The organism is Anaerococcus vaginimassiliensis (assembly GCF_900626155.1).
Classification (GTDB): domain Bacteria; phylum Bacillota; class Clostridia; order Tissierellales; family Peptoniphilaceae; genus Anaerococcus; species Anaerococcus vaginimassiliensis.
Genome location: NZ_LR130844.1, coordinates 868238 through 882922, shown reverse-complemented (window position 1 = coordinate 882922; position 14685 = coordinate 868238). Strand labels below are relative to the sequence as shown.

11 protein-coding genes are annotated in these 14685 nt (G+C 36.0%); 1 reads left to right on the top strand and 10 read right to left on the bottom strand.

Annotation, left to right across the window (positions count from 1 at the left end):
* Positions 1–32: 32 nt before the first annotated feature.
* Positions 33–671: a CpXC domain-containing protein gene (locus E0D87_RS04430; protein ID WP_130819502.1), complete on the bottom strand. Its 639-nt coding sequence runs from the start codon at positions 669–671 to the stop codon at positions 33–35.
* Between the two features lie 49 nt (positions 672–720).
* Entirely contained in the window at positions 721–1266 is a 546-nt protein-coding gene (locus E0D87_RS04425) for an ECF transporter S component (RefSeq protein WP_130819501.1), read from the bottom strand.
* Between the two features lie 74 nt (positions 1267–1340).
* Here E0D87_RS04425 and E0D87_RS04420 point away from each other — a divergent pair, with 74 nt between their 5' ends.
* Positions 1341–2006: a hypothetical protein gene (locus E0D87_RS04420; protein ID WP_130819500.1), complete on the top strand. Its 666-nt coding sequence runs from the start codon at positions 1341–1343 to the stop codon at positions 2004–2006.
* Between the two features lie 342 nt (positions 2007–2348).
* On the opposite strand, the gene E0D87_RS04415 is transcribed toward E0D87_RS04420, so the two are convergent.
* The 8 genes from E0D87_RS04415 to ald all read right to left on the bottom strand — a co-directional run bounded on the left by E0D87_RS04415 (position 2349) and on the right by ald (position 14623).
* Positions 2349–2855, bottom strand: coding sequence for an FUSC family protein (locus tag E0D87_RS04415; RefSeq protein WP_130819499.1), 507 nt, complete (start codon positions 2853–2855; stop codon positions 2349–2351).
* A complete protein-coding gene (locus E0D87_RS04410) occupies positions 2846–3679 on the bottom strand; it encodes a nucleoside hydrolase (RefSeq protein ID WP_130819498.1) in 834 nt (277 codons plus the stop codon). The genes E0D87_RS04415 and E0D87_RS04410 overlap by 10 nt, the downstream gene beginning before the upstream one ends.
* A 76-nt stretch (positions 3680–3755) precedes the next feature.
* Entirely contained in the window at positions 3756–5432 is a 1677-nt protein-coding gene (locus tag E0D87_RS04405; protein ID WP_130819497.1) for a hypothetical protein, read from the bottom strand.
* Positions 5425–6147, bottom strand: a complete 723-nt coding sequence (locus E0D87_RS04400; RefSeq protein WP_130819496.1) for an ABC transporter ATP-binding protein — start codon at positions 6145–6147, stop codon at positions 5425–5427. Before E0D87_RS04400 ends, E0D87_RS04405 begins: the two co-directional genes overlap by 8 nt.
* 169 nt (positions 6148–6316) lie before the next feature.
* A complete protein-coding gene (locus E0D87_RS04395) occupies positions 6317–11416 on the bottom strand; it encodes an SdrD B-like domain-containing protein (protein ID WP_130819495.1) in 5100 nt (1699 codons plus the stop codon).
* A gap of 408 nt (positions 11417–11824) precedes the next feature.
* A complete protein-coding gene (locus tag E0D87_RS04390) occupies positions 11825–12424 on the bottom strand; it encodes an isochorismatase family protein (RefSeq protein WP_130819494.1) in 600 nt (199 codons plus the stop codon).
* On the bottom strand, positions 12409–13335 hold the full coding sequence (mnmL, locus tag E0D87_RS04385; protein WP_130819493.1) for a tRNA modification radical SAM protein MnmL/YtqA: 927 nt from the start codon (positions 13333–13335) through the stop codon (positions 12409–12411). The genes E0D87_RS04390 and mnmL overlap by 16 nt, the downstream gene beginning before the upstream one ends.
* A gap of 172 nt (positions 13336–13507) precedes the next feature.
* Complete coding sequence (ald, locus tag E0D87_RS04380) at positions 13508–14623, bottom strand: alanine dehydrogenase (RefSeq protein ID WP_130819492.1); 1116 nt, start codon at positions 14621–14623, stop codon at positions 13508–13510.
* Positions 14624–14685: the final 62 nt, after the last annotated feature.

The window sequence follows — 14685 nt, the reverse complement described above, 5'->3', positions numbered from 1 at the left end:
AAGAAATTAACTGTTACAGCACAAATCAATCCTTAGCCAAGGTTTTTAAGAAAATTATACGCCCAAGTCTTGTCTACCAAGTCTACCTTTTCGTTAAAATACTTGCTATAACTTTCATCTATCCTATCATAAACTTCCCTTACAAATGGGAGATTCATAACATCTCCTGTCTTGGTCTTTATGATGAAATTATCCAATCCATCGTAGGTAAAATCTTTGACATCGTCATGGTCTATCGCTAAGTCATCAGACTCTAATAGGATATATTTCATAATCTCAACGACCTTGTCATCTAGTCCTGCCTCAAATATAAGAATCTTCTCTCTTAAATCTTTTATATCTGCTGTCATCACCCTTCTAAACTTCTTGGCCTCGTTTTTCCTAACAGCATCCAAAAGCTTGAAGGAAGATACAAGGGCAAGCCTACTAGAAGAATCTACAAACTTAGGATCGTTGATAATCATATATTTAAGATCGTCATCTGTATAGACAAACCTATAGTTTAAGATAAACTTGTGATTACAATCAGGACAAGTAACCTCGCCAAAGTCATTTTTTAATATCGCTTCTCTTTCTACAGTATCAGAGAAAACTGCAGTATTAAATTCTCCTCTAAATACATGCCCACAAGATGGACAAGTCATTTCAAATTCTTTTAATCTTTCTTTCATATAAACCTCTTTTGTACTTCTTTTCAGTTTATACCCGAAAAGCTTTGCCTTATTCAAACTTCACTGATTTTAAGAGAGGAATAGCAATGATTGATGCGATGATTACAGAAATAAGTGCGTTCACTAGGGAAACTCCTGCCTTTGGAAGAAGTTCTGCCATAACAGCTTCATTGGTAAAGCCCATGATAAACTTATTTGTTATAAACGATTTTAGTAGGTACAAAAATACATAAGTAAGTTGACCACAAATAGATGCTAGAACTAATTTTTTCTTATCAATTAAACTTGCCCTCTTCTTATAAATAAGGCCAGCTACAAAAGCTAGGGCAAATTTTGTGATAAAGGTAATTGGTGCTGAGGTAAAATAAACCGGATCGAAAAGGTCAAAAAGAGCTGATCCAAGACCTGCCGCAAGTCCTCCAAAACCTGGCCCCATCAAAAGACCTGCTAGTAGGCAAAAAACATTGCCCAAGTGAAATCTAGTTTGTCCAAATGGAGTTGCAATAGGTATTTGGAAAAACCTAGAAAATATGTAAACCAAAGCTGTAAACAGCGCAACATAAACTAATTTTTTTGTAGTGAGTTTTTTAAACATACACCCTCCTTATTTTTACTTCCCTTCTAGTATAACACAAATTTTCTAGTAATATATATAAGAGGTGATGAATAATGAGTAAAAATTTAGGTCCAGTACATTACATGATGTACGAGAAGATCAAATTTCAAGATAAAATAACAAATTTCCTATTAGATGGCAATACAGAGGCTGTTGACAAGGACTTTGCTCCTGTCAAAGATTTGCCCCTAGAAGATCTAATAGACCAAGACAATATCCACGGCTGGCTATCAGCGAGGATCGACCAAGTAGAAAATAGGCTAGCAAAGGCTATGGCTCTTTCTGCTAATCCAAGAGAAAAAATGCATGAGCTTGGCAAACTAGAAGGAAAAGGCGAGGACCTATCTAACCTAAAGCTTGTATTTGACAAACTTAACCAAAGAATGTTAGATGGTATGCCTTGTGATAGGGCCCTAAGGGCAGGAATAGATGAAGAAGGAAATCTGCTTTTAATAACAGATAATAACCTTCACGCTAAATATCAAAAAGAAGCAATAAATCCAGAAGATTCCCTAGATGATACATGTAAGGGAGGTCACGACCACGACCACCACGAATCTTTTGAAGTTGGAAAGGTAAGTGGAGAAAATTTAAAGAATGAAAACTCAACCTACCACGACTTGCGTCTTGCCTTTATAGAAGGTTTCCTAGAAGAAAGTCCATACGAGGTAGAGCTTGTAAATGGTATCAATTACAAGATAAAAGAAAGAGAAAATTAAGCAAAATAAAACTCCCAATCTGGGAGTTTTTTCTTTATCAAAATATAGCTTTGTTATATTTTTCCTCGTATACCACAGTAACAAAATTTAAAAACGCTTATCCAACTCCAGAAATTGAGCAATTCTAAATCTCATAATCCTGTAAATCGCAAACTCGCTAACGCTCAAACAGTGCGATTTACGGTCGGCTTATTTCGATTTGAATTTCTTACAATTTCTTGCGAATGGAACGCTTCCTTTTAAATTTTGTCATTTTGTTCAAATAAAAGCTCCCATTTTGAGGATCATCTCATTTTGGGAGTTTTTTCTTATATTATAAAATTTTGTACTAATAAATTAAGACTATCTCTTTCCACTAGCTTTTATTCTTTTCCTAAAGTCAAAGTCGACCCAATTTACAAATAGGCTGGTAAATACACCTATCAGAGTATCTAAAACCCTATTTACAGCGAAACTCACTGGACCACCCAGATCGTGGGCGTGGTTGATTGTTACTGACAAAAAGACAATCCCTGCTATGGTTATGGCGAGGTTTTTCTCAAAATTAGCCAAAATCCAAATAAGAAGGGTCACAAGGACTGATAAGAAAAAAATATTTTCCCTCTCGCTTAGGGCAAATCTTTCTACTACTAAGAGATAAATAAGTCCAACAAAGCCACCAATCACAGTGCCAAGTGCCCTATTTATCCCTTTTGTAAAGGTGCTCTTTACATCTTGTTGCATACAGATAATAGCAGCTATCCCACTATAAAAAGGCAGACCTGCTACTCTTAGGCTTGATACAATCATAGACAAAAATAGGGCAAGACCTGTTTTTATAATCCTTGCCCCTGGTTTTTTTATTGACATAACTTTGCCTTGATATATTCTAGGAAGCTTTCTTCGTTTACTCTGTTGGCAAGATAGGCTTTTTTCCTAGAAGAAGTTCTAATCATCTCTCCAATATTTTCCTTATCATCTATCTTGATACCAGACTCTTCAAAGATAAAGGCCTCTGGTGTTTCTAATAAATATAAGAGAAGGGGTGCGTATAGATTATTCTTCTCCATGATAAGCTTATTTATAATCTTCATATTCTTATCATCTTTAGTCAAAGATTTAAGGAAAGAATCCTTTAACTCAATTCCTTCTGCAAGGTTTTTAGGTAAAATGAAAACCTCGATAGAAGAATTGAGAACTTTATCTATTGCCTTCACATCTTCTGTGAAGTTAGAATCTGGCCTATATAAATTGCCCCCACTTATAAAAATATGGGAAATATAATCTTCGAGATCTTCATGCTCATCCATAGCCTTCGCTATATTTGTAAGAGGCCCTGTCGCAAGGATGTCTATCTTGCCACAATCAGATGCTATATCGTAGATGTGATCTGTAACGTCGACTTCTTCCAGATAATCTCTGTGCCTATCATAAAAGCTGGTGTCTTCTCCTTTTGTCCTAATGCCCTTGCCAGCAAGACTTTCCTCACTACCACTTGCTATAGGTAGGTAGAGGTCGTGATCTTCATTTAGCCCCAAGATATTCTTCGCGGCAGCATCAGCCGACATGAAAGATGCCACAGAAGATATGCCAACTATCTCAAAATCAAAAGACCTAAATGCCATATCGAGCATGAGCGCCTCATCATTACTAAAATTTGTATCTATATATATAAATGCTTTTTCTCTTTCCATATTTTTCCTCACTCAGACCTTACTATACTAAAAAAGCCAGCCTTTTTCAAAGCTGACTTTCTTCTAAACTCTCTATTTATTTATCCAAAAATCCTCCCCTAAACTTAGATCTCGCGAGCCTATAAAAGATAAAGGTAATCACACCTACAAGGATTATATCAACCCCACTTGCAAGGTATATATTTCCTTCTGTTAGGCTTAAAATAAGGATAAATAGTCCAAGGAGTATTCCAACTACAATCATAGATCCAAAGTAAAATCCTATAGTCTTTACCCCGCCTTGGAGGAGGTCTTTTGGAGTCTTCCAATTAGTATTTATATTGATGCTTGATAGGTAAACTCCAACCATGTTTGATACAAAACTTGCTAGACTTAGTCCAAGAAAGATCATAAGGCTATTTACAAAGCCAATTTTTATTAAAAATCCAACTACAAGGGCCATGATTAGATTAACCACAGTTGCTACTGTCATAGCAGATGCTAGCCTTGCTCTCATGTGGCTTTTGGGATCAATCGGCATAGTTTGGAAGATATAAAATCCCTTGCCCTCTCTTGAAAGAGATGTAGATGCAGTAGAACCATTTACCCAAATCAAAACTCCCATTAGGAAAGATCCACCAAAGGTCATTAGTCTAGCGTAGGCTGTGTTTAAGCTATTTGGATCGACATCCTTTATGATCTGTCTACCTGTTGTAAATGACATCATTCCAAAGATTAGAATCATAAGGATTGGCATATACAAAAACATAAGGTTACTAGTTACAATCTTTAGATCTCTCTTATATATAGCCATAAATTGGCTAGATTTAACCAAAGATACTTCCTTTTTCTTAGTTTCTTTAGTCTTTTTCTCTGGAAGAGCCTCATTTTCAAATACCGCCTCATAGTAGTATCTGTCTGCTAGCTTGTAAATTAGTAGACCAAGTGCTAAACAAAGTCCTATTAGGGCTAAGCTTGCTATTATCTTTACTAAGATACTTCCCCCTACTGCAAGACCAAAAAGCTTGGCTTGCAAAAATATATTAGAAACACCCTTAAACCTGTCTAAACTCTCAGCAAAGGATGTTGATAACTTGCCCCAGAATCCACCAGAAGGATCACCACTTTGACCAGATGAATATCCAGAAGAAAAAGCAAAATAATAAATCACTCCAATAAAGATAAACATTAGGACATAGCCTAAGTTTTTCATCAACTTCTTGTGCCTGTTGACATTGGTAAACTTCTTTACGATTAATATAATTAAGGCAATCAAACTATATGGCACAAATACCATAGGAAAGAAGTTTAGTATACCAAAAATTAGCACAGACAAATCGAAACCAGTCTCTCCAAAATATATAAATAAGCCTAGGAGAAAAAATATAAAGAAGTCAAAAAAGGATAAAACTGCTCCAATCAGTTTTCCTATAAATAACTCCCCCTCACCAATTGGCATAGTTTGATAGTCACTTATTGCCTTAGGAACAAAAAAGCTTGCATAAATCTTAGGTCCGTAGATCAACAATATTATAAGACCAACGAAAATAGCAAAGGTCGTAAAATACATGGCAATTTCGCCTTGATTTATATAAACTGGCAATGCTCCCTTCATTACCCCATAAAATATATATCCTAAGAACAAATACGTCCACAAAAGTACGATGAGCCTTCCTAGATAGTTTTTAGGTAAATTGGCTATCTTCTTCTTGGGATTAAAGGCAAAAAGATCTTCCTTGAAAGCATATTTTACTATTGTCCCTATCCTATTCATTTGTTAGCTCCAAGAATACTTCTTCTAGGCTTCCTTCCTTGTGAGATGCCTCTTTTATCTCGTCAAAAGTACCTACGCTTATAATCTTGCCCTTATTTATAATAGCAATCCTATCGCAAAGCTCTTGAGCGATTTCCATAACGTGGGTGGAGAAAAATACAATCTTGCCCTCCCTTGCCCTTTGTCTAAGGATTTGCTTGAGGTTGTAGGCTGACTTCGCATCAAGACCTACCATAGGCTCATCTAATATCAAAACGAAAGGATCATTGATAAGAGAAGCTATTAGAGCAAGCCTTTGTGCCATACCATGAGAGTAGCTGTCTATTTGCTCATTCATGGCATCTCTTAGGTCAAAATAATCTAGGTAATAATCTAGTCTTTCTTTTCTAGTATCAGCATCCAAGCCGTAAATATCCGCTACGAAATTGATATATTCATTACCAGAATAATTCTCAAAGAGGTCTGGATTGTCAGGTACATAGGAAAACTCGCTCTTGTAAGCTATTGGATCATCCTCGAGCTTTAGCCCATTTATAGAAATCTCACCCTTACTTTTGGAATTGATCCCCACAAGAGACTTTATAGTAGTAGATTTGCCTGCTCCATTAGGTCCAAGAAAACCAAATATCTCCCCATCATTAACTGTAAAGGAAATATCATCCACAGCCTTTTTGCCGTTAGTATAGACCTTGGAAAAATTAGTTACTTCTATCATACAAACTCCTTTCTAATATACGATTTTATTCTTTTCTATCACGTTCATTTTATCATAGGTAGGTAGGGATTGTAAAAATAATCAAAATAAGTAAAGGAAAAAGCCTAGGAGGTAACTCCTAGGCTTTACGTATTTAGATTGGATACTAATTTCGACTAGATAAATTTACTTATTTATCTTCGTCTTCTTTTTTCTTTCTGCTAGCAAACATAGCTCCTGTTGCAGCTACTAGACTTGCTATTACGCCAGATGCTGACTCAACACCCATCTTAGGATTGTTAGATTTTTTGTATCCTTTAGATGAAGTTTGTTTGCTTCCTTCAACCTTTGGTACTCTAACGCCTTCAGAAGTCTTACCTTCTGGTTTTCTTGGTTCTGGAGTAGCTGGTGTTGGATCCTTTGGATCTTTCTTACCTGGTTTACCTGGTTCTGGATCCTTTGGATCTTCTTTTCCTGGTTTACCTGGTTCTGGATCTTTTGGATCTTCTTTTCCTGGTTTACCTGGTTCTGGATCTTTTGGATCCTTTTCAATTGGTTCAGATGGTTCTAGTGGTGTCCATGGGATTGATGAATCTCCTTCACCTGGTTTTTCTGGATCTACTGGTTCAGAAGGTTCTAATGGTGTCCATGGGATTGATGAATCTCCTTCACCTGGTTTTTCTGGATCTACTGGTTCAGAAGGTTCTAATGGTGTCCATGGGATTGATGAATCTCCTTCACCTGGTTTTCCTGGATCGCTTGTATTATCGCAATCCTTGCCATCTTTACCATCTTTTCCATCCTTACCATCTTTTCCTTGTTCACCTTGGTCGCCTTTGTCGCCCTTAGGTCCTTGTTCACCTTGATCACCCTTAGGTCCTTGTTCACCTTGATCACCCTTAGGTCCTTGTTCACCTTGATCACCCTTAGGTCCTTGTTCACCTTGGTCACCCTTAGGTCCTTGTTCACCTTGGTCACCTTTAGGTCCTTGTTCACCTTGGTCGCCTTTGTCGCCCTTAGGTCCTTGTTCACCTTGGTCACCCTTAGGTCCTTGTTCACCTTGGTCGCCTTTGTCGCCCTTAGGTCCTTGTTCACCTTGATCACCCTTAGGTCCTTGTTCACCTTGGTCGCCTTTGTCGCCCTTAGGTCCTTGTTCACCTTGATCGCCCTTAGGTCCTTGTTCACCTTGATCACCCTTAGGTCCTTGTTCACCTTGGTCGCCTTTGTCGCCCTTAGGTCCTTGTTCACCTTGGTCGCCTTTGTCGCCCTTAGGTCCTTGTTCACCTTGGTCACCCTTAGGTCCTTGTTCACCTTGGTCACCCTTAGGTCCTTGTTCACCTTGATCACCCTTAGGTCCTTGTTCACCTTGGTCACCCTTAGGTCCTTGTTCACCTTGGTCACCTTTAGGTCCTTGTTCACCTTTTTCGCCCTTAGGTCCTTGTTCGCCAGCTTTTCCTGGTTTACCTTCTTTACCATCTGGGATAAAGAATGTTTCTTTTTTTACAACTTTATTACCATCGTTAGGGTTTGTGATTGTGATTGTTACGTTTTTACCATCTACACCATCTTCTACTGTTATATTTGTTTCGTTTGGTTTAAGTGGTTTTTCTGGATTAGTTGGAGTTGTTGGTGTTTCTCCTAAGTGGTATTGGATTATTTGTTTTTGACCAGGAGCTATCTCTTCTCTTGAAACTTCTTGCCAATATTTTCCAGCAAATTCTTTGAAGTTATTTTTATCAAATCCTGGAACATCATCTGGATTTACGTGTTTGTAAAGAACTTTATATCTAGCGTTCTTACCTACTTGAGTAATCTTGATAGTTCCAAGAGGAAGTTCTTTATTTTCTTTTAATTCTTGTTCGAAGTCTTCTGTTTCTTCGATCATTTCATAGATGTCTTTTGGACTTTCTTTTCTGTCGTAAACATATGTTACTTCAAGTTTCTTATCAGCTACATAGTTTCCATTTTGATTAGCTGTTGCACCGTTTTTAGTTATTGTAGCTTCAGGATTAAAGGTGTATCCATCTCTATCTTTTTGTGCTGTTTTGTAAGAATCTGTAGTTTTACCTGAAGTTACATCTCCGTCTACTCTTTCATCTACTATATATGTTCCATCTTCTCTAAGAGTTCTGTAGATGTGGTGTTCTTGGAATGATCCTACTTTTTCTTTTGGAACTTCTTTTTCATAAACATAAGTGATTTCTTGTTTTACTCCAGATTTATAGTTTCCAGAAGTTTGTGCTCCATCTCCTGAGTAGATTGGTCCACCAATTGGATTTTCAATTCTCTTGAATTCAAATCCATCTTTTTCTACTTTTCCTGTAGTATAAGATTGTTTTTCGTTACCTTTTGTAGTTTCACCATCATCAGTTTTTGTTTCTATGATTTTTCCATCTTGATCTTTTGTGATGTATTTGTGGTGTTCTTGGAATGAACCATTCTTTTGAACTCTAGTGTAGATGTAAGTTACTTCTTGTTTTTTATCTTTGACAAATGTTCCTGTAGCTTCGCTACCATCTTTATTTGCTTTTGCATCATTTTTAGTTTTAACTTCTTTAAGTTCATAAGTTGGTTGATCTATCTTTGATGTTGTGTATTCTTCCCCAACTTTACCAGTTTTAACTTCTCTATCATTTATGAAGTCTACAGAAATTAGCTTTCCTTCTTCATCTACAGTTTGATAAATGTGGTGTTCTTGGAAGGTACCTTTTTCTGATGTAGTATCTTTTCTGTATACATAAGTTACTTCAAGGTCTTTTCCATCGATAAAGTTTCTTGTTACTGAATCACCTGTAATATTTCCAGTGATTTCTTTTGACTTGGTTATTCTATTAGGAACTAAAGTAAATCCTTCTTTTTTATCATCAGCTGTTCCGTTTGGTTTAGCTGATGTTTCAAATGTTTGATCTTCTGAGCCAGTTTTCTTATCTATATCTATCTTAGAAGTGTTTACAAGTTTGCCATCTTTATATTCTTCATAGATGTGGTGTTCTACGAAAGATCCTGATGTTTCTTTGATTAGACCAAGATCGATTGACATATTATCAGCATCTTTTATTGTAACATTAACTGAATTTCCGTCGGAGTCTTTAGTGACGTCTCCTCCTTGGCCTGTTTTGGTTACTGTATAACCTGCTGGTGTTTCAAATGTTACTTTGTAGTTACCATTTGTTAGACCTTCGAATTTGTAGCTTCCGTTTTTGTCTGTTGTTTCTGTTTTCTCGTCTATGCCATCGCCAGTTAGTGTTACAGTTACACCTGCTAGACCTACTTCTCCATCATCTTGGATTCCGTTTTTATCAGTGTCGATCCATACTCTATCACCTATAGTGTAAGTTTTTTCTTTGATTACACCTAAGTCTACATCCATGTTGTCAGCGTCAGCTATTGTAGCTGTTGTTTTTAAAATACCATCAACTAATGTAGCATCAGAGTCTACAGCATCGTCTGTACCTTGTTTTGCTTTAGTTGGTTTATATCCTTGTAAGTTAGCAAATGTAACTTCATATTCACCATTTGGAAGGTTGTTAAATGTATAGTTACCATTTTCATCTGTTCTTAGGATAATTTCTTGTCCACCTACAACAATAGATACATAAACATCTTTTAATGGTTTTTCGCCAGGATCTTGGATTCCATTGCAATTTTCATCTATCCAAACTTTATCACCAAGTTTGTAGATTTTATCTTCTCCTGTAGCACTACCATCACCTCTGTCAAAGTGAACATCATTTTTCCATGACCAGTTTTTATCTGCAAAAGCTATTGATCCTTCTGGAGTTCCATCCATTCTCTTTTTGTTTGCTGCTGCAAAATCAACTATGGTATTTAGACTAGTATTTTCCTTTCTTTTTCCATCATATACTACAACATAAGAAGCTTTATCATTTTTTTGATTTATATCAACTAATATTCCCATTTTTTCATCTAAAGCTTTTCTTATAGTTGCTTGATCAGTTACATCTGTTAAATCATTATAGTCAAGGTTAAAGCTATCTTTTAATTGTTTACCATCATTTAATCTGTAAACTTTAACAGAATCAAGAACACCTTGATCAAATATTGCACCATCTGTGTTATCTTGATTTCTGATTCTTAATTTTGAGTTAGTTAATTCTTGGTTATTTGTATTAACATAAATAGTGTGGTGATATGATTTATCAGTTACAGTGTCAAGATTTGCTTTACCACTTAATGTTTCTACATCTTCTTTTTCATCTTTATTCTTATAATAGCTATCTCTAGTATAGTCAACATCGAAAGTTTTTGAGAATTCATTTCCATCAACTGTTACTACTACATTTTCCGTACTATTTTCTGGTACATTTACCTTATCAATGAATAGTGGGAAGGAAATATTCATTTTAATATTAGCTATTTTGTCTACATAATTTGTAAATCTATAGATAATTGTTCTACCGTCTGCTTGAACCTCTGCTTTAGCTAATAACTCACCATTGTAGTATAAATCATCAATTTCTGGATCTTTTGAAATACCGTGAAGGTTTACGTTATCTGATACTTTTACTTCAAATGTGTCTCCACCTGTAATTGAATCTGGTACACCAAAGCTAAATGCTGTTTTAAGGATTGTATCATAATCTTCTCCAGCATCTTGAGCTAATGGTTTTACTTTAGTAATACCTGATTTAATATTTCCATCAATTGTACCTTGAATATCAGTAATTTTCTTTTCTCCAGCTGCTACAGGTTCTGGTTTAGCTTCTTCAGACATTTCAATCTCTGATGCTTTTTGTGCTATGATTTCTTTAAGGAAGCTATCTGTATCGAAGTTAGAATCAGCTTCTATTTCGCCAGAGATTTCTTCTTCGATCTTCTCGATTTCACTATTAGTGTAGCCTGCTTCTTTTAGAGCTTGTCTTTGTTCTTCTCTTAGTGTGAAAGCTTCTTTTTCTTCTACAACAGCTGCTTCTTTTTCTGAAGTTTCTTCTGTTTCTTTAGGAGCTTCAGTGTTTTCTGTTGTTTCTACTGGTTTTTCTTCAGCTGGTGCTGGAGTTTTTTCTTCAACACTTCCTTCAGCTGGTGTTTCTTCTTTATTTTCTTCTAAATTTTCTTCACCTTCAGTCTCTGGTTCAGCAGATTCTTCAGCTACAGTTTGATTTTCGCTATCAAGTTCAGCTGCTTCTACTGAGGATGGAGATACTAAAAGTGCATAACCAAGCATGCATGAAACTAGTCCTATAGATAGTTTTCTAGTTGCGTATCTTGGTTTTCTGTTTGAGCCTTTTTGTTTTTTAAACTCAATAATTCTTTTAAATTTGTTATCCATTTATTCCTCCGGATTAATTATTACCATTTATTATTTCCCTTCTAAAAAATAATAAACAAAGTAACCTTTATCTCTACAATACTAATCAGCGTATATATATACCACGCTGGTTATTTATAATTATATATGTAAATATTTCATTGGCAAGTGATATCAATTAATTTTTAGATATATTGACCTTATTTTCTTATTTTCCCATTTTTCCTAAAAATAGATTACCGAACTATCTATTTCATTTGTTTAACGCTTTCGCTTTTTCGCTTAATAAAGCGATATATAATATATATATATATATATATATATATATCAAATACACATTTCCTAATTTTCTTAACTTTCGATTTTTAAAATAAATAAATCTAAAATAGAGAAAAAAATACCCACCAGCTACTACTGGTGGGTGTATAATTATCTAAGGCTTTTCACCAAATTGGATATATTTTTAAAGTTAGTATCCTTTGCATCTCGGGCGAGATCAAATAATACCATTTCGGTGTTTACTATAACTGCTCCCATATTTTCCAAAGTGTTTGCTGCAGTTTGTTTTTGGCTTTCCTTAAAGCTTGCTACTGCATCTTCTACCAAGAACACTTCAAGTCCCATATCTAGAAGGCTTCTGACTGTTTGATAGATACAGATGTGACCTTCTGCTCCTGTGACTAGGACTTTTCTAATGTCATTTTCCTTAATATAAGCTACTACTTCTGGAATAGCAGCATCGAAGAGGCTTTTGGCAAAGATTTTATCTTCTTCGATTTCTTCTAATATTCTCTCATCGCTCCTACCGAGTCCCTTTGGATATTGTTCTGTTGCGAGATATTTCATCTCATATTGTTTGAATGCCTTGATTAGGGCAAGGGTGTTTATTGTAGTTTCTTCTCCGTTTTCCATGGTAGCCATTAGTTTTGGTTGTTCATCTACTACTAAAAGTAGTGTGTGGGTTTTATCACTATAAGTGTCGTTTTGAAGTGAGTTTACATAAAATTTAGAGTCTAGTTTTCTTGACATAAGTCCCCCTGTCTATAATTTTCATCTTTCATCAGCTTGTCTATACTTGATAGTATACCCGCTTTATTCTTCGACCAAGTTGGATAGGCAATCTTTTCTCTGATGCCATCTCCAGTTAGTCTATTGATTACTATATCTTTCTTGAGATTTCTTAGCATTTGTACGCAGATTCCTACGTAATCGTCTTTAGTCATGGAATAATTCAAGCCATTTTTTTCATAAAATTTTAAAAAGCGACTATCTTTTTCGAGATATAGGTTGTGGATCTTAATCCCCCAGATGTCTTTTTTATTGATATATCTTGCATCTCTTAGGTAATCATCCATTGTTTCATAAGGAAGGCCTACTATGACATGGACTAGGGTTTTGATACCTAGTTTGTTAAGCTTATCTACTCCCTTGTCAAATTCCCTGTGAGTGTAGCCTCTTTCTATGAGTGAAATGGTCTTATCATTTACACTTTGCATACCAAGCTCTACTACAAGAAAAATCTTTTTGTTTATCTCATCTAAGAGACTTATAACATCTTCTGATAGACAGTCTCCCCTTGTGGCTATCATTAGTCCACATACATCTTCTTGTTCGATTGCCTCGTAGAATAGTTTTCTCATTTTGGAAATATCTCCGTAGGTTGCGGTGAAGTTTTGAAAGTAGGCGATGTATCCTTCTTCCCTTCCCTTTTTGGATAGTTTTATCTTTTGGTCTTTTATCTGATCTGCTATAGATTTCTTAGCTAAAGTCCATTCGCCACTACCTGTTTCTGAACAGTAGATACAGCCCGCATATCCCAAAGTCCCATCTCTATTAGGACAGGTAAATCCCCCATCTAGCGGGAGTTTTATTATTTTTTTATTAAATTTAAGTTTTAGATAGGTATCCAAGTCCCTATAACGTTTTTTATTTATTTCCATGATTTTATTATAACATCTTTATATATTATGGTAAATCTTAGCTAAAAATCTTTTAGCATAGCTTATAAAATACTCAGATCCTGTCTTTAGGACACTTTCGTCTATATCAAAGAAAAAACTCCCAACCCTTTCTTGTTGGAAGTTGGGGTTGGGAGTTTGAGATTTTCTTATATTATTCAGCTATATCTAGCTCTTTGTATTCGTGGTTAGTATCTTTTGCAACTGGTTCATATGTTACATAGCCATCGTATGTGTTAACTCCTCTGATTAGCTCTGGGAATCTCTCACAAGCTGCTCTTAGTCCCATATCTGCTATTGCCTTGGCATATCTTGTAGTTGCATTTGATAGAGCATATGTTGATGTCATAGCTACTGCACCTGGGATATTGGCAACGGCATAGTGGATTACACCATATTCAACGAATGTTGGGTTGGTGTGGCTAGTTGGTCTACCCTTTGTTAGGTCTGTTGAACCACCTTGGTCTATTGCCACGTCGACTATTACAGATCCTTCCTTCATTTGTTTAACCATATCCTCTTTGATAAGTTGTGGCGCACGAGCACCCGGGATTAGAACTGTAGATATAACAAGATCGGCGTTTTTGACAGCTTCTTCTATGTTTAGTGGGTTAGAGTAAAGTGTTTCAATCTTGTCTGGGAATAGGTTGTGTAGTTCAGTTAGAGCATCTAGGTTAACATCTAGAACTGTGACTCTAGCACCCATACCAACGGCAATCCTAGTTGCACCTGTACCAACTGTACCTGCACCTACGATTACAACGTTAGCAGGACGAACCCCTGGTACACCTTGAAGTAAGATTCCTCTTCCTCCCTTTGGTTTTGTTAGGTATTGGGCACCTTCTTGTACTGCCATTCTTCCTGCGATTTCTGACATTGGACGAAGAAGTGGAAGTTTGTTATCAAGTTGAACTGTCTCAAAACCTATAGCTGTTACCTTGTTTTTGATAAGCTCATCTGTAAGCTCTTCATTGCTTGCAAGGTGAAGGTAGGTATAAAGGATAAGTCCTTCTCTAAAATATTTGTATTCTTCCTTGAGTGGCTCTTTAACCTTGTAGATCATTTCGGCCTTTTCCCAAACCTCTTTTGCACTATCTACAATAGTAGCTCCAGCCTCTTCATATTGGTCATCTGTTATACCAGATGCAAGACCTGCTCCAGTTTCTATTAAAACTTCATTATCATTTTTAGTCAATTCTAAAACTGCTCCTGGGATGATTGCAACCCTGGACTCTTGATCTTTTATCTCTTTTGGTACTCCTATTATCATATTTCCTCCTATAATTAGTTAATCTGTTTTCGTTTCTCTACATATATTTATACCCAAAATTT

What these genes read in the sequence shown, in the direction of transcription:
- E0D87_RS04430 (WP_130819502.1), bottom strand. Translation starts at nt 671, where the DNA reads ATGAAAGAAAGATTAAAAGAATTTGAAATGACTTGTCCATCTTGTGGG.
- E0D87_RS04425 (WP_130819501.1), bottom strand. Translation starts at nt 1,266, where the DNA reads ATGTTTAAAAAACTCACTACAAAAAAATTAGTTTATGTTGCGCTGTTT.
- E0D87_RS04420 (WP_130819500.1), top strand. Translation starts at nt 1,341, where the DNA reads ATGAGTAAAAATTTAGGTCCAGTACATTACATGATGTACGAGAAGATC.
- E0D87_RS04415 (WP_130819499.1), bottom strand. Translation starts at nt 2,855, where the DNA reads ATGTCAATAAAAAAACCAGGGGCAAGGATTATAAAAACAGGTCTTGCC.
- E0D87_RS04410 (WP_130819498.1), bottom strand. Translation starts at nt 3,679, where the DNA reads ATGGAAAGAGAAAAAGCATTTATATATATAGATACAAATTTTAGTAAT.
- E0D87_RS04405 (WP_130819497.1), bottom strand. Translation starts at nt 5,432, where the DNA reads ATGAATAGGATAGGGACAATAGTAAAATATGCTTTCAAGGAAGATCTT.
- E0D87_RS04400 (WP_130819496.1), bottom strand. Translation starts at nt 6,147, where the DNA reads ATGATAGAAGTAACTAATTTTTCCAAGGTCTATACTAACGGCAAAAAG.
- E0D87_RS04395 (WP_130819495.1), bottom strand. Translation starts at nt 11,416, where the DNA reads ATGGATAACAAATTTAAAAGAATTATTGAGTTTAAAAAACAAAAAGGC.
- E0D87_RS04390 (WP_130819494.1), bottom strand. Translation starts at nt 12,424, where the DNA reads ATGTCAAGAAAACTAGACTCTAAATTTTATGTAAACTCACTTCAAAAC.
- mnmL (WP_130819493.1), bottom strand. Translation starts at nt 13,335, where the DNA reads ATGGAAATAAATAAAAAACGTTATAGGGACTTGGATACCTATCTAAAA.
- ald (WP_130819492.1), bottom strand. Translation starts at nt 14,623, where the DNA reads ATGATAATAGGAGTACCAAAAGAGATAAAAGATCAAGAGTCCAGGGTT.